Annotated in this window: 17 protein-coding genes; 9 read left to right on the top strand and 8 right to left on the bottom strand. The window is 62.5% G+C overall.

What is annotated here, in order from left to right; genetic code table 11:
- The first annotated feature begins 17 nt into the window (after positions 1–17).
- The 5 genes from DPR14_RS11455 to DPR14_RS11440 all read left to right on the top strand — a co-directional run bounded on the left by DPR14_RS11455 (position 18) and on the right by DPR14_RS11440 (position 4,059).
- The gene (locus DPR14_RS11455; RefSeq protein WP_158045251.1) at positions 18–338 is read left to right on the top strand and encodes a cupin domain-containing protein; all 321 of its coding nucleotides are present in this window, start codon (positions 18–20) and stop codon (positions 336–338) included.
- Positions 339–343: 5 nt separating this feature from the next.
- On the top strand, positions 344–1,270 hold the full coding sequence (locus tag DPR14_RS11450) for a DMT family transporter (protein WP_158045250.1): 927 nt from the start codon (positions 344–346) through the stop codon (positions 1,268–1,270).
- 25 nt (positions 1,271–1,295) lie between these two features.
- The gene (locus tag DPR14_RS11445; protein ID WP_158045249.1) at positions 1,296–2,597 is read left to right on the top strand and encodes a M20 family metallopeptidase; all 1,302 of its coding nucleotides are present in this window, start codon (positions 1,296–1,298) and stop codon (positions 2,595–2,597) included.
- Between the two features lie 549 nt (positions 2,598–3,146).
- Positions 3,147–3,308 (top strand): hypothetical protein, encoded by a 162-nt coding sequence (locus DPR14_RS27370; protein ID WP_192499417.1) that lies wholly within the window; start codon positions 3,147–3,149, stop codon positions 3,306–3,308.
- A 382-nt stretch (positions 3,309–3,690) separates the two neighbouring features.
- The gene (locus tag DPR14_RS11440) at positions 3,691–4,059 is read left to right on the top strand and encodes a cytochrome c oxidase subunit 3 family protein (RefSeq protein ID WP_158045248.1); all 369 of its coding nucleotides are present in this window, start codon (positions 3,691–3,693) and stop codon (positions 4,057–4,059) included.
- Between the two features lie 55 nt (positions 4,060–4,114).
- Here the strand turns inward: DPR14_RS11440 and DPR14_RS11435 are convergent, their stop codons facing one another.
- The 8 genes from DPR14_RS11435 to DPR14_RS11405 all read right to left on the bottom strand — a co-directional run bounded on the left by DPR14_RS11435 (position 4,115) and on the right by DPR14_RS11405 (position 12,798).
- On the bottom strand, positions 4,115–4,369 hold the full coding sequence (locus DPR14_RS11435; protein WP_158045247.1) for a hypothetical protein: 255 nt from the start codon (positions 4,367–4,369) through the stop codon (positions 4,115–4,117).
- Positions 4,370–4,553: 184 nt separating this feature from the next.
- Entirely contained in the window at positions 4,554–4,850 is a 297-nt protein-coding gene (locus tag DPR14_RS11430; protein ID WP_158045246.1) for a hypothetical protein, read from the bottom strand.
- A 1-nt stretch (position 4,851) separates the two neighbouring features.
- A complete protein-coding gene (locus DPR14_RS27365; RefSeq protein ID WP_192499416.1) occupies positions 4,852–5,148 on the bottom strand; it encodes a mechanosensitive ion channel domain-containing protein in 297 nt (98 codons plus the stop codon).
- 17 nt (positions 5,149–5,165) lie between these two features.
- Positions 5,166–5,351: a hypothetical protein gene (locus DPR14_RS27360; protein WP_192499415.1), complete on the bottom strand. Its 186-nt coding sequence runs from the start codon at positions 5,349–5,351 to the stop codon at positions 5,166–5,168.
- A gap of 41 nt (positions 5,352–5,392) precedes the next feature.
- On the bottom strand, positions 5,393–5,932 hold the full coding sequence (locus DPR14_RS11420; RefSeq protein ID WP_158045244.1) for a DUF421 domain-containing protein: 540 nt from the start codon (positions 5,930–5,932) through the stop codon (positions 5,393–5,395).
- A gap of 278 nt (positions 5,933–6,210) precedes the next feature.
- The gene (locus DPR14_RS11415) at positions 6,211–7,860 is read right to left on the bottom strand and encodes a glycosyltransferase family 4 protein (protein ID WP_158045243.1); all 1,650 of its coding nucleotides are present in this window, start codon (positions 7,858–7,860) and stop codon (positions 6,211–6,213) included.
- 31 nt (positions 7,861–7,891) lie between these two features.
- On the bottom strand, positions 7,892–11,014 hold the full coding sequence (locus DPR14_RS11410) for a glycosyltransferase (RefSeq protein ID WP_158045242.1): 3,123 nt from the start codon (positions 11,012–11,014) through the stop codon (positions 7,892–7,894).
- Positions 11,015–11,040: 26 nt separating this feature from the next.
- Entirely contained in the window at positions 11,041–12,798 is a 1,758-nt protein-coding gene (locus tag DPR14_RS11405; protein WP_192499414.1) for a methyltransferase domain-containing protein, read from the bottom strand.
- Between the two features lie 637 nt (positions 12,799–13,435).
- Here DPR14_RS11405 and DPR14_RS28180 point away from each other — a divergent pair.
- From DPR14_RS28180 to DPR14_RS11390, 4 genes are all read left to right on the top strand, one after another.
- Positions 13,436–13,600, top strand: coding sequence for a hypothetical protein (locus DPR14_RS28180; protein ID WP_246149434.1), 165 nt, complete (start codon positions 13,436–13,438; stop codon positions 13,598–13,600).
- Between the two features lie 146 nt (positions 13,601–13,746).
- Positions 13,747–14,160, top strand: coding sequence for an ABC transporter permease (locus DPR14_RS11400; RefSeq protein ID WP_343038727.1), 414 nt, complete (start codon positions 13,747–13,749; stop codon positions 14,158–14,160).
- Positions 14,161–14,206: 46 nt separating this feature from the next.
- Positions 14,207–15,010 (top strand): ABC transporter ATP-binding protein, encoded by an 804-nt coding sequence (locus tag DPR14_RS11395; RefSeq protein WP_158045239.1) that lies wholly within the window; start codon positions 14,207–14,209, stop codon positions 15,008–15,010.
- Positions 15,011–15,233: 223 nt separating this feature from the next.
- Complete coding sequence (locus DPR14_RS11390) at positions 15,234–16,616, top strand: methyltransferase domain-containing protein (RefSeq protein ID WP_192499412.1); 1,383 nt, start codon at positions 15,234–15,236, stop codon at positions 16,614–16,616.
- Positions 16,617–16,624 lie beyond the last annotated feature (8 nt).

Below are 16,624 nucleotides of genomic sequence, written 5' to 3'. Positions count from 1 at the left end.
CACCGGAAACCGACGCCATGACCGACAATGCCTCCCGCCCCAAGGCGACACCGCAGCAGCACCTCGAGAACGGCCGCACCCGCGTCACCGAATGGCGCTTCGCACCGGGTGCCGAGACGGGCGCCCACACGCACGAATACGACTATGTGATCGTCCCGGTCACCCGCAGCCGCATGCGGCTGGAGATGCCGGACGGCACGGTGAACCATGCCGAGCTGGAGCCCGGCCGGAGCTATTTCCGCTCCGCCGGCGTGTCCCACAACGTGATCAACGAGGGTGACGGCGATCTCGTCTTCGTGGAGGTCGAGTTCCTGGAGCCGCTTGCGGCCCGGGCCTGACTTTCATGAGCCTGCACGCCGCCGCGCCGGCCGCCGCCACCGACCCCGGCATCCGCCAGACCGTCGCGAAGATCGCGCTGATCCTGGCGATCGGGCTGTTCTGGGGCGGCAACTGGCCTGCGGTGAAGACGGTGCTGTTCGAGCTGCCGCCCATCACGCTTCGCGCCATCGGATTCTCCACCGGCGCGCTGGTGCTGCTGGCCTGGGCTTGGGCAAGAGGGCTGCCGCTGAAGGTCTGTGCGGCGGAAATGCCGTGGCTGGCGGCGACGGGCCTGCTCAACATTCTCGCCTTCAATCTCTGCACGGCCTTCGCCCAGTTGATGATGCCGACCTCGCGCGCCGCCATCATCGCCTTCACGATGCCGGTCTGGGCGGCCCTGCTGGCGATGCCCCTGCTGGGCGAGCGGCCGGGCGCGAGGCAGGCGGCCGGTCTGGCGCTCGGGCTGGGCGGGCTCCTGGTGCTGCTCGGGCCGGATGCCTTTCGGGGTGGTGCCGGCGATCTTGCAGGGCCGTTCCTGGTCGTCACGGCGGCCGTGTCCTGGGCCTTGGGAACGGTTCTGATGAAGCGGCGCGGCATCTGGCAGAACCATGCGGCCGTCGTGACCGGCTGGCAGTACGCCCTGTCGGCCCTGCCGGTGATCGTCCTGGCGGCCGTTCTGGAATCCGCGCCGACGCCGGGCTCGTGGCACCTGCCCACGTGGCTGGCCCTGGGATATCACCTCGTCTTCTCCATCTGCGTCGCGCAGATCCTGTGGTTCGTCATCGTCAAGCGGCTCACGGTGGCGCAATCGACCATCGCCACCCTGGTGGTACCGGTGGTGGGTGTCAGCGGCTCCATCCTGGTCCTCGGCGATCCGCTGACGGCGCGCGTGCTGATCGCCCTCGCCCTCGTGGTCTCCGCCATGGCGTGCGTCATGGTGCGGCGGCGCTGAAACGACTGAAAATGGAGGAAAAACTATGGACAAAGGCACTGTTTCCGAAAGTGGTCTCCCGGATGGCGGGCTGCGGCAGGCCGTCATCGACGCGGTGGACGGGCTCCAGGACGCCAACGTGGCGCTGCTGTCCTCCCTGGTGCGGGAGCCGTCCACGCTCGGCAACGAACAGGGGGCCCAGGCCGTGATGGAGTCGGCCTTCGCCGATCTGGGCCTGGAGGTGGACCGCTTCGCGATCGATGAGGACGCGATCCGCGCCCTGCCCGGCTACTCCCCGTCGATCGTGTCCTACGACGGGCGGGAGAACGTCGTGGGTAACCACCGGCCGCGCGAGGCGGCGGGGCGTTCGCTCATCCTGAACGGCCACATCGACGTGGTTCCCGAGGGCCCGGAAGAGGTCTGGAGCAACCCGCCCTATGAGCCCGTTGTGCGCGACGGGCGGCTGTTCGGCCGCGGCTCCGGCGACATGAAGGCCGGCATCGCCGCCTACACCACCGCCTTCCGGGCGCTTCGCGAACTGGGGTTCGCCCCGGCGGCGCCGGTCCATCTCCAGTCAGTGGTGGAGGAGGAATGCACCGGCAACGGCGCACTGGCCTGTCTGCACCGCGGGTACCGCGCCGATGCCGCAGTCATCCCCGAGCCGTTCGACCACACCCTCATGACGGCCCAGCTCGGCGTGATGTGGGCGCGCCTGACCGTCAGCGGCAAGCCGGCCCACGTGCTGGATACTTCGGCCGGAAGCAATGCGATCGAAAGCGCCTTCGCCCTGATGGACCGGCTGCGCCGGCTGGAGGAGCGGTGGAACGAGCCGGGACATCGCCACCCCGCCTATGCGGACCACCGCCATCCGGTCAACTTCAACCTGGGCAGGATCGAGGGCGGCGAATGGACGTCGTCGGTTCCGTCACGCTGCGCCATCGACGTCAGGATCGGCTTCTATCCCGGCATGACCGCGGCCGCGGTGCGGGACGCCATCCTGGAAACCGTGCGCGATGCGCAGCGGGACCTCGGCGGGTCGCGGATCGAGGTGGAGTGGCGGGGTTTCCAGGCCGAGGGCTGCGTCATCGACCGACAACACCCGATGATGCGCATGCTGGCGGACAGCCACCGGATGGTGCGTGGCGGCGAACCGGCCGATCTGGCCGCGACCTGCACCACCGACGCCCGCTTCTTCAATCTTTACGGAAACACGCCGGCCACCTGCTACGGTCCCGAGGCCGACAGCATCCACGGCATCGACGAATCCGTATCGCTCGACAGCCTGCGCGACGTCACGCGCGTCCTCGCCCTGTTCATGGCGGGCTGGTGCGGCCTGGAGCGCCGGTGAGCCCTATGCGCCTGGGGATGAGGCGCCATTGGCAGTTTGAAGAGGTGACTGTTCCCCGGCCGATCGCGGCTCCGTGTCCATGACACGGGCCGCATGGGCTGGCAGCGGACTACCTGGCGTTGCGGCGCAGTGATTCAGACCGGTTGGCCGAACCCATCATGATCAACGAGCAGGACCGCTGGCAGGGAACCCATGGCCCGTTCGATGGTCAATCTCAAACATCTGACTGCGGTTTCATCAGTTTTACCGAACAGTTCGGTCCATAAATGAAGCCGGTACTCTGACATCCTGGAAGACCCTTTGGTCAAACTGTCTGCCGGCGGACCGATGCAAGACCGCTTCTCATGCAATTTCTTGTCCGAACGAGGTCCAATGCTCAGCGTTGAGTCTGTAGAAGACCCGAATAGCTATGCGACTCCTGGTGTGGCCGATGCGAGGACGCAGTCGCAGCGTCCTGCGGTTCATCAGCGTCTTCATCGATCAAATCCACTGGCATATGGTACACTTCAGGCTATCTGGGATGGTATGGACCACTAACAGGAGGAAGCAATGACTGGTGGTAACGTCGCTTATCTTTTGCTCGTCGTCGGCTCATTCCTGGCGTTCAGCGGAGCCCTGTACTACGGCAGCACGCTGACTCTGGAAGCCGAGGCGGACCCGAAGATGCCGACCGGGAAAACCAATCCAGACACCATGAAGGACCATGACTGATTGGGCCTTCCCGTGTGAGGGTCAGTGCCGGCAGCACGTTCCGGCAGCCCACCGGGACCTGCGGCGGGTCGGAAAAGCGGTCCCGCCTGATGGGAATTCAGGCGGGATCGGAAGTTAGTAGCGTGCTCATTGGGCCGGCAGCCGCCGCATTCCGGCTGCCCGAAACATATCATTCCAGCGATTAAGGTGCGGGTTCTCTTCAGAGGCTCTGTTGAGATATCCGAAAGCGGACCTGAACGGCGGCGTCAATTCCGATGGGGTGCGATTATCCATGTTGTGATCTCGATCCGGCGACGACGCCATCGGCAGCGCGCTTGACGCTCACAATAGAAGCGACCTGCTCAAACCCATAAGGGCCAGCTGTGGCAATCGATACGCCACCATGGACCAGCAGGCCGAAGTCGCCGCTTTCGGCATGTGGAACTTCCTGGCGACCGAGGTGCGGCTCTTCGGCATTATGCTGTTCTCCTACACGGCCTATCGCGGAGTCTACCCGGAAGGCTTCGCGGAGGCAGGCCGTCATACCAGGATCGTGATCGGGACGGTCAACACGGTGATCCTGCTGCCCGGCAGCTTCGTCGTCGCCTCGACGGTGCATCCGGCGGAGCGGGACCGCGGTCCTGCCCCGCGACGGTCACACCGGGAACGAGATGCGTGCAGTTCCACCCGGAAGCGGAATTCCGCCGGTTGGCCATGTTTCCTTCTGCGCGGGTCAGGGAACCGACACTTGAAGGGCTGCGCAATGGCTTGATCAGATGAACGTCGCGGCCGGCGTGCATCGGCTCTCCCGATGCGATCATGACCGACTACCGGGGCTGCTCCCCAGGCTGGTTCGCGTCCGGTACCTTGGCGCGGTCCTCGATGCTTTCAGCGGATTCAGGAGGCTGCGGCGGCTCGCTGCTGTCACGACTCCGGCGCTCCACGTCGCGGCCCTGAACGTCGACCGGGTCCTCCTTCAGGCGCTCGATGGCTCCCTGAAGCCCGCTCTCCTCGTCTGTCTCGTCGATCGTGTCAGGCGAGCGCGTGCCCTGGGGAGTGGGGTTCGGCTCGAGACTCCGCACGACGCCGGGGTCGTTCGTCAGTGTCTCCTTGGTCCCCTGAGCCCCTGCCTGAACGGCGGCCACGGCCAGTAGGGCTGATCCAACGATGATCGGTATCGCATGCAAATGCCGGTACTCCTGTCTTTCCTGTCTGGCGGTCAACAGCGCGGCTGCGAGTTCGTTTCCCGGCGGGTCGCCGATACCGTCAGGCGGCGACCGTCGGTAGAACGCCCCCGGACAGGAAGGCGATCAGACCCGCGAGGGTGACGAGATGGATCTCGAACTCCAGAAAAGGGACCTCGGCATCCAGGCTCCGCGTCCCGAATGTCTGCTGATGGGCGTCCGGTTCCGGGAGTACGTGGAGGAAGACATAGGCGACAGCCACTCGGTCGGCATTGGAATGCCGGCGGCTTCGGGGAACGCCATACAGGAAACGGAGACGCCCGACGAAAACATGCACCACGACGAAGACGAGCAGGACCACGAAGGTCGGGATCGCCATGTCAGCCCGCATCCTTTCCATCTGCCGCGGATTGCCGTGCGTCCCCCAGGCGGAGCGGCTGGCGCAGCAGGATCAGGATGCCGGCCAGGAAGTTTTGGAGAATGTCCTTGAACGCGAAGCCGATGGCCACGCTGCTGATGCCCAACAGCGAGAACAGATCGACCGGCCGGACCGAGGGAAACATTGCGGTCACCGCGACCAGCAAGCCCGGCAGGGTCAACCCCCACTGGGCCGGCCGCCCGAGCACGAGGCCGACATTGCGGGCAGCGCCACCTGCGGTTCCCCGCCGCGCGGCCATGGGGACGCCTTTGCCGATCAGCCAGAACAGGACGAAAACGACGCCGCCGATGGCGACTTTGGCAGGAAGGAGATCGACCCGTCGATCATCTGGTCGATCGTTGCCCGGGCCGTCGAGAGTTCCGCGTCCACGGTGGCCTGCAGATCGGTGGCCTGCAGATCGGTGGCCTGCAGATCGGTGGCCTGCAGATCGGTATCCTGCATGATGGCCCCTGCGGTTGAGATGACGCGACTGTTCGATCCCGTCACGCCGCGTCGGACGACCGCACCGCCGGGCCCGGCTTCGGGACGTTGGCCAGTGCGGAGGTGGATCCGTCGGAGGAAGGGCCGACGACGCTGAAGCTTCCATCGGTTTCCAGCACAACGGCCTCGACCTGTTCCATGCTCGCGAACCCGCTCGAGCGGACGGCAGCCATGACCTCCTCGGGCGCCACCCGTGCGTCGAGCAGGGCCTTGTCAAGGATGGCTCCCTTGTGCAGAAGCAATGTCGGTTCAGCCTTAACCAGGTCCCGAACCCCTTGCCAGCGGGCAGACGCCCAGGCGACGATCATCTGAAGGAAGATCAGGACGGCGAAGCCGAGAATACCCTCCGCCAAGGCCACGCTCTGGGACAGCAGAACCGTCGCCAGCGTCGAGCCCAGGGCCACCGTCACGATCATGTCGAACGCATTCATCTTCGACAGGGTGCGTTTCCCGGTGATGCGCAGCAGCAATATGATGGCGATATAGGCCAGCACGCCGACCACGAGGGTCCGCAGCAGGCCGGTCCAGTCGTCAAAAAACATGAACGTTCCTTAAGTCTTTGAAAATTCCGGCTCCGGCGTCGGCCAGGCATGGCCGACGCGCCGACGCTCCCGATGCAACACTTTAGGCCGAAGAAACTCTCACAGCCCAATCGCACCTCCTGAAAACACCTCTCGTCGGCAAAACCGGGTGCAACTGTAAGGATGCGCAGTATGATGCGGGACAACGCCATTCGGGCGCGGTCAAAGCGGAAATACAAAGCAACGACCGACAGCAATCACTGCGTACCGGCGCAGGCGTTTCATCACCATCAGGCACCTCACTGTACTTCGATCAGCATGTTGCGCAGGTTGCGCCCAAGTGAGATCGCCGTTTCAGGATTGTTCCAGATGAATGAGAGACAGTGCTCCGCCTCGTCGTCGCTCCGGTAAAAAAGTCCTCCGTTCGCGCGCCGGCAAAGGCCGGCCAGAGACGGGTTTCCTTCAGGCACCAAGAGTGGTTTGCCGCGCCGCATCGCCTCGTACAGCAGCGGCAGGGTATCGTCCGTGCCGGAGACCCAGACGGCATCAACCTTCTCCCAGTCCCTCTCGGAAATCCAGTCGGGGCACACGAAGCGGTAGAGAAAGTCGGTTGATCCCACGGCAGTCCGGGAGGCTATGGATGCGGCGGCCTGCGAGACCGCCTCCCCGCCGCCGCAGATGACCAGACGCTCAATGTCGGCAGCGGTGTCCGGCGCGCCGGCGTAAATATCGCTGATCCGCGCCGCGTAACCGTCCAGGGTGTTGCGCCGGACGCTCTTCTGCGCGGCGCGCCCGAACTCCTGGATCTGGTCCGGCTGCGTCGCTATTTCCGTCATCCGCCGGGCCAGGTCGGTAGCGTTTCCTGGATCGAAGAACCACCCCGAAACCCCATCTGTGACCAGATGAATGGATCCGCCGAGGCGCGATGCGAGGACTGGGATGCCGGCCGACTTCGCCTCCAGGATACTGACAGGCTCGTTCTCCGGCCATATCGAAGGGGTGACCAGCACGTCGGTCTGTGAGTAGACATCCTCGATCTCGGCATTGGGAACCTTCCCCCAGAGCTTCACCGAGTTGCCCAGCCCATGATCCACGATGAAATGGCGGATCTCGGACTCCAGGTGGCCGCCGCCGACCAGGTTGACCGTGCATCGCTGACCCAGGATTCGTCGTTCCGCCAGGATCCGGAGAGCATCCAGCAGGATGTGGACACCCTTGTGACGGCCAAAATATCCTATGAACGTGAACCGGGTTCGCTCGTCCCCTTTCTCCCTGCGCACTTGGGAGAAGCGGCCGACATCGACGCCGTTCGAAATCACGTGCATCTTGGCCGGCGGAATCCCGATCCGCTCATAAGCATCCGCGAGATAACGGCTCGGCGAGACCACGGCATCAAGCTCGGAGAACCGGTACAGGATGAAGTCCCTGCGCATCCTGAGCGAGAGAGGACGTCCGTGCTCATCGCGGGCCGTGCCGAGGCAGGTCCCGCAGGTTACGGTGTCCCGGCACACCGTCTCGTCGTCCAGAAGCAGCGTGTTGCGTGTGCAGAAGCCCCAGTGGTCGTGGACCGTCAGGACAGTCCGCATCCCTCTGCTCTTCGCGCACCCGATGATGCCCAGGGACAGGCCGTTTATGTTGTGGAAATGCGCCACTTCCGGCCTGACGACGTCGCAGACGGACTCGAACAGACGGTCGATCTCGGGATGGGAGAAGTTGCTGCCGGTATGGAAATCCGCATCGTGCAGGGCCACCCGGTAGACCTCCAGGCCGTCGTAAACCTCCCGCTCCATATGGTAGCGCGGCCGGTCCGGAGCCTGGATGCCGCAGAATACCGTAACCTCGTAGCCCGCCTTCTTCAGAAGGCGGGCTTGGTAATGGGCTATCAGTTCTGCTCCACCGATGAAAAACGGCGGATACACGTTGGAGCAGAACAGGACACGTCTTGCCATTCGTACCTAAAGCCTCTTGCCGTTCATGCGGTCAGGTGGTGTGGAAGGATGCAGCCCGCGATTTCTCGAAGAACTGTCTGGCTGTCTGGTGTACGTCGACGCGTCCTTGGCGCGGCGTCGGCTGAAGCATGGCCACGGCAAGACCGCCCCACATCTGCCCAGCTGCCGCATTGCCCTCCCCCTCCACGATACGGCCGGGAACGAAATCCACGTCCACCCAATGGGCATAGGGAGATGACTCCCAATCAGCCGATACGATGCCGGCCCGGCAGTCCGGATTGAAAGAGTCGTGCATGGCGATCAGCAGAGGTTTCCGAGGTACGTATTTCAGAACGATTTCGATGTCCCGGCGAACTCCCTCAGCCGAATGGTCGGCATCGATCAGGATGAAGTCGACATCGATACCCTCATCCTCCAGGGCCCTGAACAGACGAGGCACCACCTCCGTCGAGGGGCCGATCAGGAAGCTGACATTGTCATAATCCGGAACCCTGTCGAGCACCGCGGCATCGATGTCGACGGAGAAGACGACCTTCGAGTACTGGGCGATCAGGGAAAGGCTGCCGCCGAAATAGGTGCCGATCTCCAGGCTGCAGGCCGGCTTGTGGCGTGCCAGCAGACCTGTCAGGGCCATGCGTTCGGAATCATGCATCTGCCAGTTATCCATCAGGCAGCTCGGGTACAGCATATCTTGGAAACTCATGGGACCTACCTTGCTCGGAGCAGGTGCTTCATTGGCGGGGACCGGTGCTGCGTGTCCGGGTGCCGAGCCGAAACCGACAGTCAACACAGCCCCCTGTGTTCCCCGCGGAGGGGACAGGGATCCGAGGAATTCGCGTGCATAATCGTCCCAGTTCTTGACCGGCCGGGAGACGGCTTCCCGCGTCAGTCGCTCCCTCAAGCTCTGGTCCTGGCACAGGCGGGCGATCGCGTCGGCGAAAGCATCGGGATCTTCTACATCGACGGTGAGACAGCCGCCTTCGGCCGCCAGTTCAGCCATGACACCCGTTTCGTTGCACAAGCACGGGCGGCAGTGCCAGATGCTCTCCAGCACGGGCATGCCGAAGCCCTCGACGATCGAGGGATAGATCGTGAAGCTCGACTGGTCATAGAGACGGCTCAAAGTCGCGTCGTCGACCACGCCAAGCCATCGGATCCGCGCATCCCGGGCTGTTGCGTCGCGAACCGCATCGGCGATCTCGTGCTCTTCCGCGTAAAGATTGCCGACGAGGGTAAGCTCCCAATCGATCTCCGGGTGCCGCTCGGCCATGATCCGGACCGCCTTGAGCAGGTTCCTGTGGTTCTTGCGCTTTTCCAGCGTCGACACGCACAGGATACGCACCGGGCCGGCCGTGTTCGCCGGCGGTGCTGCACCCCGCGGGTGCCCACCGAACTCGCCGGGAAGCTGCACCGCCGAAACGGTTCCGTGTCGCATTCCGTGCAGACGGCAGTGCTCGGTGAAGCTGTCCGCGGAGAACTGCGATATCGGAATGATGACGTCGCACGAGGCGACGAGCCCCAGGTAGGCTTTGAAAGGTGTCCGGACGTTGTGGCTGCAGAATTCGGGATAGAGGAGCGGAATCAGGTCATACAGTATGGCGACGCTCTTCCAGCCACGGGACCTGATGAATTGCTGGATGCCATCGACGCGGTCGCCTAGTACCGTCTCCGGCAGGAAGAATACGGGATCGACGCCGCCGTTCCCGGGCAGTCTTTCGAGGAACTCGTTGAGCGTGACAGGGGTGGCGCGGTTCAGGTAAGGAATGGCCTGGTCCGGCATCCGAGGCCCGTTGTACTGCGAGAGCAGCTCGTAACCGGCCACGGACGGAAGCGTGTAGGTCCGGAGTTCCTCGTTCCAGACGACGAACACGGGATCGAGCCAGTCCTGCAGACTGTGGCACAGCCGCCTGGTCACCCGGATCACGCCGCTGTTGGCGGTATCCCTGCACGAGTTCGTGACGTCGACGATGAGCAGGGGCGGCACCACCGGGTCCGCCGGAAGCCGCTTGCCCAGATCTTCCAGAAAGCGGCAGTAGCGATCGAGCACATTGGACCAGCGGAAATCCTGCCGCCACCTGTCCAGGTTGGCGCTCGATGCGGCCTCGGCCGGGGTGGCACCCGATAGGACGTCTGTTATCCGGGCCACCATGTCGGCTTCGTCGCGACACAGGAACCAGGGATGCGCGATAACCTCAGGGTGAGCCCCGATGTCGAAGGCCACCGCGGGCTGACCTTGCCATTGCATCTCGGCCAATGGCAGGTTGAAGCCCTCCCACAGGGAAACCGAGATTCCTAGGTCGGATGCAGCCATGATCGCCTGCAGCTCGGCGTCGTCGGGAAAGCCGATGCAGTGGATGGCGCCGGCCAGGTCAGGCGGGAGATCGATGCTGCCGGGCGGTGAAAGCACCAGCAGGACTGCGTCCGGCACCGTGCGCCGCACCTCGCGCATGATCTGGAGACAGGCGGCGGAGTTCTTGTAGTTTCCGGTCTCCCAGCGCCCCAGATTCAAGATGACCCGCCGGCCCCCGGCCTTGAGGCGCTCGACGGCCGCCAGGGTTTCCCCCCGCCCCGAGCCGCTCACGTGTTCGGACTGCCAGAGGTTCATCTCCATGTGGTCGGCGCCCAGGCGGATCGTCGTGATACCTTCCGGGGTGCCTCTGTCCGAAATGCTCTGGGTGCGCGAGATGAAGTCGCTGATGGGCAGGATGGCCGTGGCGTTTGGCAGATGCTGACGCCGCAGTGTCCGGAGTTTTTCCTGGATGAACAGCGCTCCACCCGACATCCCGTCGAGCGGCACGGCGCCGGGATCCAGGAACGCCACCGCCCCGGTGCGGGCGGCGAACAGATCGATGGCCTCGAAGAACGGCCAACCGCCGATCACCACGGCATCCGGCTCCTCACCGGGCGGGAAGATCTTCGCGAAGTTGGCGGCGAGCCACTCGGCGGTGAAGGAGTCCGAGCGGGCGTAATCGTCGGGGGCTTCCGGAACCTGGACGAACCGGTGGGCGATGGTGTCGACGATGGCCTTGTCGGCCCGGGTGCCGAGCAGGGTCACCTGGTGCCCGCGGTCGGCCAGCCCCTTGGCCATCAGGATGAGAACCCGGTCCAGGCCGAAGCGGAACAGGAAACGTTCGTTGCAGATGCAGATGTTCATGATGGTCCTCGACAATTGCCGACGGTTCAGGGCTTGCGCCCGATCGCCCCGTAGTCCTGCGGACCGAACAGAAGATTTTTAAGGAATAGGTTCGTGATGCCGTGATCAAATTCCTGGGCGTGCAGAGGATGTATCTCCACCGATGTGAACCCGGCATTTTCCATCAGGAACTTGGTCGTAGCCGGAGGAAGCGGGTTGCGGTGGGTTGGATCGAGGTAGAAATTGCACGCCCCGGTGATCAGGTTCTCCGGGTTCGGGGTCTCGAAGATGGCGATCCCGTTCGGCCGCAGGACGCGCCGGACCTCCTGCATAAAGTCGGCGAGTTCCCTCATCCCGAGATGCTCGATGACATGGAAGGCCGTGACCACTTCCAGGCTGGAATCCGGGAGGGTCTGGAGATGCTCGACCGCCATGCCTTCGGTCACGGACAGGCCGGCCTCGACGCTCCGCCGCACCATGGCCCGGTTCATGTCGATGCCGCAGGCCTTGATATCGTGCTCCTTCAGCAGTTCCAGCCACTCGCCGCGTCCGCACCCGATATCCAGGACGCCGCCGCCGTGCGAGTCGACGGTTTGGCGGACGAAGGGGAGATAGAAGCGCTGACGCTCCTTGATTTCCGCCCGGGTGCCGCGGAACTGATCCTCGAATTCGAGATAGGCGGTATCGTCGGCATCGTCCTTGTCCCGGACCATGCGCTCGATCTGGTCGGCGCCGAGCGGCTCGCCCGGCAGCCGCGCCCGGGCCTCGGCCAGGAAGCGGTTGACGCGCCGCTCCTGATCCAGAACGATGTTGCGCAGCTGCGCCATCTTCATCTGGATCTGCAAGACCTTCTCCCGCACTTCGCCAACGGCCGTGTCCGACAGTGTCGCGGAGCCGTCGACCAGCTCCCTCAACTGCCTGTTCAGTTCCTCGACTTCGGTGCGGCGGACCAGCCCCTCGCTCAGGGCATTGAAGCGGACTTCGAGTTGCTCGTGCAGTTCTGCCAGGTCAGGGCGCCTGACGGTTTCGCTTTCCAGGACACCCAGGCGGCTGGCGTACTGATCCAGCACGGCCAGGCGATGCACCATTTCGGTCTCCCTGGCCAGGAAGGATGTGCGCACAGTCGCGATTTCGGAGGAGAGACCTTTCAGGGACTCGAGGTTGGATACCCGCTCCCTCAGCTGAGTCACTTCGGCAGCCATCGCCCGGCTGCTGTCGAGAAGCTTCGCGGTGACGTGCGGCGTACCGGAGCTCGTTCCCTCGATCCTGGCGAGCCTGTCCTGCAGCGACCGCAGGCCGTCTTCCATACGCCCGAAGCTCTGGGTCAGGTGGGGCAGCTGATTGACCTTGCGCGCGGCCCGGAACAGCCGGCCGACCACCGGGGCCTTGAGCGCCCGGTAGTACGCGGTTCGCCAGCCGAGACCGGATAACCGGACCCCCCGGTGCCTGCCTTCGGCACTCCTGCTGAGCAGCCACAGCATTTCCGGCTTGGTGACACGACCGGAGCCAAGCCCTTCGAGCCAGGTGCTTTCACCTTCCGGATCGGGCTCGCGGCCGAGGAATACGCGATATGCCATCTGGACGAACCGGGGGCCGTCGTATCCCAACAGCTCGCCGTAGTGGTAAGAGCTGCGCCCCACATCAACGCCAAGCAGCGCGGAGTGTCCCCGGTCATCCCGCGCAATCGGAGGTAGGCTGACAGAGGGAGCAGGAGCAGGAGGCGTGACAGGAACACTGAACGCGCTCGATGCCGGCCGGGCCATTCTGGGTGACTGCCGCTGCACCTCCTTGCGGATCTGCTCCATGAGGCTGTCAACGCAAATCTGCTCATTCCGAGCGTTTGATTTCGAGGTCATGCAGCACCACTATGTTCTTGGCATGTCATATCGGGGAAGTTGCCTTGAAAGAAGAAAATCGCTTTGAAACAGGTCCCAAGTTGCGGCACACCGTAGTCGTCCCGGCGCGGCTTTCGCAAGATTTTTCGATATCCAGAGGTGTTACGCAAAGGAACCCTCTACTTCGATAGGTGGAGTTCTCTGAACTAGGGAGCTTTGATGATGTAATCCTATCTTATGTGGATTTCTCGATGAATTGGGCACCTCTTTTGGATATTTAATCTGTTACGCATAGAGTCATAGCAATTTTTAGGTATGACCTTTTGAACGGAAGTATGCGTCTGCCGTTCTCTCGGCAAAACGAGACGCGTTCAATAGCAAAACGGAATGCTCGGGGTTGCTTCGTCGAAAGACGGTCGATTACATTGCCGTACTCAGAAGCCCTTCGGCCGCCTTGATGCAACGATTGATTGAAGCAGACATGACTGCAACCCATCCCTCGCGACAGGACCGCCTCACGAACCCGCAGAGGCGCGCGGAGACCAGCCTTACCACGCTCGCAGCCCGAGACATCCTGGGAGGCCTTTCCTCCTGGCGCCTTTGGTCAATGCTCGGCTGGCTGGATATCCGGCAGCGGTACCGGCGATCCGTGCTGGGCGCCTTCTGGCTCACGATCAGCATGGGTATCATGGTGATGGCGCTCGGCACCCTGTATGCTTCGCTGTTCAGGATGGATACGTCCGACTTTATCCCGTTCATCGCGGGGGCCTGATCGTCTGGGCCTTCCTGTCAACGACGATCAGTGACTCGACGACGGTCTTTATCTCAGCCGATGGGATCATAAAGGGCGGGGGCATTCCCCTGACTGTCCATATCCTGAGAGTCATCTGGCGCAACATCATCATCCTGGCGCACAACTTGACCGTCATCCCGCTGGTGTATCTGTGGTTTGGCATCGTGCCAACCTGGCATCTCCTTCTGATCGTCCCCGGAATGATCCTGGTGATCGCGAACCTGTTCTGGATAACGCTAATCGTCGGCCCGCTGTGCACCCGGTTCAGGGACCTGCCACCGGTCGTCCAGAACGCGCTGCAGATTTTCTTCTTTCTGAGCCCGATCATTTACAAGCCGGAGCTTCTCGCCGAAAGATTTGGATTTTTCCTAGACTGGAACCCGTTCCACCACCTGATAGAAGTCGTCCGGGCCCCCCTGCTGGGACAGCTTCCAGAGACACTGAGCTACTACGTCCTCGCCGGCATGCTGCTGGTCGGCGGCACGGTCTCCTGGATGTTCTTCAGGCGGTTCCGCAGCCGCATCGCCTACTGGCTGTAAGGACCCCGCCCCTCGTCGGCGGAGCGGATCATGCGAAGGAATGGTAATGTCTGACGTTCATATCGACCTCAACAACGTCTCGGTCGAATTCCCGGTCTATAACGCTCACGGCCGGTCGCTGAAGCGATCGCTGATGAACATGACCACCGGCGGCCACCTGGGCCTCGGCAAGAACGACCGGATCGTCGTCCGGGCCCTGCAGAACATCACGCTCAGCTTCGAGCACGGCGACCGCGTCGCCCTGATCGGACACAACGGCGCCGGAAAGACAACGATGCTGCGCGTTCTGGCCGGAGCTTATGAGCCGACAGCCGGACAGATCGTCTCGAGCGGCAGGATCGCCGCCCTGTCCGACATCATGCTCGGCATAGACGCGGAATCCACCGGCCATGAAAACATCTCGATCCGCGGGCGCTTGCTCGGCCTCGACCACAGGCAGATCGAGCGGTTGCGGCCGGAGATCGCGGAGTTCTCCGGCCTCGGGGATTATCTGGACATACCGGTCCGCACCTACTCTAGCGGCATGATCCTGAGACTGGCCTTCGCGGTGTCGACGAGCGTGGTTCCCGATATCCTGTTGCTCGACGAGTGGATCGGAGCCGGCGACGCGACTTTCCTCAGCAAAGCGGAGGAGCGGCTCGACCACCTTGTCGGGAATTCGGGCATCCTGGTGCTGGCCACTCACTCGCTGGCACTTACGCGCCGCGTCTGCAACCGCGCCGTCTGGATGGAGCACGGCTCCGTCAGGGCCGAAGGTCCCATCGAAGAGGTGATCCGGGCCTATGAGACTTCCCTGGGCATCCCCCAGGGCGAGGTCTTCTCGCTACGGCAGACCGCAGTCGGCCGGTAGCGGAAAACCCATGCTCCCCGCATACTCCCACCAGAGGACATCATGCGCCGACATTGATGCAGAATTCGTCTGTAGGGCGGACTTCGTCCTTGGAATGTGTCGCTCAAGCGATCCGTGAGGTCAAAAGTCGTTACGGTACCCAACTTTCGGAAGAAGTCCGGAGGCACCGGGTGTGTTATGAGGAACGATGATGAGAAGTTGACTGACAACAATGAGGATTTCAGTGCAGATCGACAATGGCGACAATGGCAATGCCATAGGAACTCGACTCGCCCGGTTGATTGCATCGGGCCTTCGGTGCCCTGCCTGCCGGAAGCCTGAAATGCAAGCTGCATCCAGTTGTCGCTTACTCTGCACCTCATGCGGGTTTACAAGAGAAGAAGAGGACTGGATTCTCGATCTTACGACTCCGGAAACACCACCTCCAGTTTCTGTTAAGGGCGAGACGGCTGAATGCGGAATCATCTCCTCTCTCGGCCTTCCCGACGATCCTGATACACGTGAACTGGTGCGCCAGGCAATCCGTCCGGTGGCACCCAGCGGCAATGCATTTTTCGATGCGGAGGAGGAGGTTCTCTTTGATCGCTTCGGACTGGACAATTTTCGTCCGGACATTGAAGTCGGACCTGCTTATGCACCTGCTTCCGCTACAATAGAAAAGCACTTCTATGTAGCTTTACGAATTCGCAACGATGGGCCGTTCCGCATCGTTACAGCCGGTTTGAACCCTGTGACATTGAGCTATCACTGGCTTGATGAAGAAGGGGAAATCGTGGAGTTCGAAGGCCTTCGCTCCGCTCTGCCAGTGGCCCTGCCGCCGGGACGCGCCGCAACGGCTCACGTTGAAGTACGCCCCCCCAAACTGCCGGGTCGGTACACATTAAGATTGGCTGCGGTTCAAGAAGGCGTTGCATGGCTGAGGCACATCGACGTGCCGATGGACATAACGCGGGAGCTTGGCTGCCTGCCGGATGATATGTCGGAAAGCCAACCTTTCACTGAAGATCTTGACGGCAAACTAGGCGCCGCATTCATACGCCGTCACATGCCCGAGCGGGCGAATCTGATAATAGAAGTCGGCAGCGGTCTCAGACCATCTTTTCTCGACGCGTTCCCGACGCCACCAGGGCTTTTAGTAAATCTAGACGCATCTCTCCGCCTGCTCCGCCTGGGCAGGTTCATTCGACGATGGGACAAGACGTGGTCCTCGTGGATGATTCGTGTCAACGCCGAAGCGATGCCGTTCGAAGACAACAGCGCAGATGCAATTGTCTTTTGCCGGTCTCTTCATCATTTTCCCGACCTGCACACGCAGTTGAACGAATGTCAACGTGTACTTAGAAAAGACGGTATTTTGTTCCTGATTTGCGAACCTGTTGGCACTGGATACGACGAATTTACGAAGCGATTGATCGAACAAGGCATCAACGAACAGACGTTTCCGCAAGGAGCATATGAACGAATGGCATGGTTCAATGGCTTCCGAGTTGTAGCCACGCAACTGGATTGGGCCATGTCATTCAAGGGGCTTTTGCCAAACGCGCTTGAGAGAGTTGGCTCTGGCAATCTGGAGAGCGGGATCATTGGAGTTTCTGCCGGAAAGTGAACCTCGCC

It is taken from the genome of Skermanella pratensis, from assembly GCF_008843145.1.
Taxonomy (GTDB): Bacteria; Pseudomonadota; Alphaproteobacteria; order Azospirillales; family Azospirillaceae; genus Skermanella; species Skermanella pratensis.
The sequence above is the reverse complement of the archived record's forward strand: the minus strand, read 5'-3'. Positions and strand labels throughout refer to the sequence as shown.

What these genes read in the sequence shown, in the direction of transcription:
- DPR14_RS27360 (WP_192499415.1), bottom strand. Translation starts at nt 5,351, where the DNA reads ATGCAGGATACCGATCTGCAGGCCACCGATCTGCAGGCCACCGATCTG.
- DPR14_RS11445 (WP_158045249.1), top strand. Translation starts at nt 1,296, where the DNA reads ATGGACAAAGGCACTGTTTCCGAAAGTGGTCTCCCGGATGGCGGGCTG.
- DPR14_RS27365 (WP_192499416.1), bottom strand. Translation starts at nt 5,148, where the DNA reads ATGGCCGCGCGGCGGGGAACCGCAGGTGGCGCTGCCCGCAATGTCGGC.
- DPR14_RS11405 (WP_192499414.1), bottom strand. Translation starts at nt 12,798, where the DNA reads ATGGAGCAGATCCGCAAGGAGGTGCAGCGGCAGTCACCCAGAATGGCC.
- DPR14_RS11455 (WP_158045251.1), top strand. Translation starts at nt 18, where the DNA reads ATGACCGACAATGCCTCCCGCCCCAAGGCGACACCGCAGCAGCACCTC.
- DPR14_RS11430 (WP_158045246.1), bottom strand. Translation starts at nt 4,850, where the DNA reads ATGGCGATCCCGACCTTCGTGGTCCTGCTCGTCTTCGTCGTGGTGCAT.
- DPR14_RS11420 (WP_158045244.1), bottom strand. Translation starts at nt 5,932, where the DNA reads ATGTTTTTTGACGACTGGACCGGCCTGCTGCGGACCCTCGTGGTCGGC.
- DPR14_RS11450 (WP_158045250.1), top strand. Translation starts at nt 344, where the DNA reads ATGAGCCTGCACGCCGCCGCGCCGGCCGCCGCCACCGACCCCGGCATC.
- DPR14_RS11440 (WP_158045248.1), top strand. Translation starts at nt 3,691, where the DNA reads ATGGACCAGCAGGCCGAAGTCGCCGCTTTCGGCATGTGGAACTTCCTG.
- DPR14_RS28180 (WP_246149434.1), top strand. Translation starts at nt 13,436, where the DNA reads ATGCTCGGCTGGCTGGATATCCGGCAGCGGTACCGGCGATCCGTGCTG.
- DPR14_RS11410 (WP_158045242.1), bottom strand. Translation starts at nt 11,014, where the DNA reads ATGAACATCTGCATCTGCAACGAACGTTTCCTGTTCCGCTTCGGCCTG.
- DPR14_RS11395 (WP_158045239.1), top strand. Translation starts at nt 14,207, where the DNA reads ATGTCTGACGTTCATATCGACCTCAACAACGTCTCGGTCGAATTCCCG.
- DPR14_RS27370 (WP_192499417.1), top strand. Translation starts at nt 3,147, where the DNA reads ATGACTGGTGGTAACGTCGCTTATCTTTTGCTCGTCGTCGGCTCATTC.
- DPR14_RS11415 (WP_158045243.1), bottom strand. Translation starts at nt 7,860, where the DNA reads ATGGCAAGACGTGTCCTGTTCTGCTCCAACGTGTATCCGCCGTTTTTC.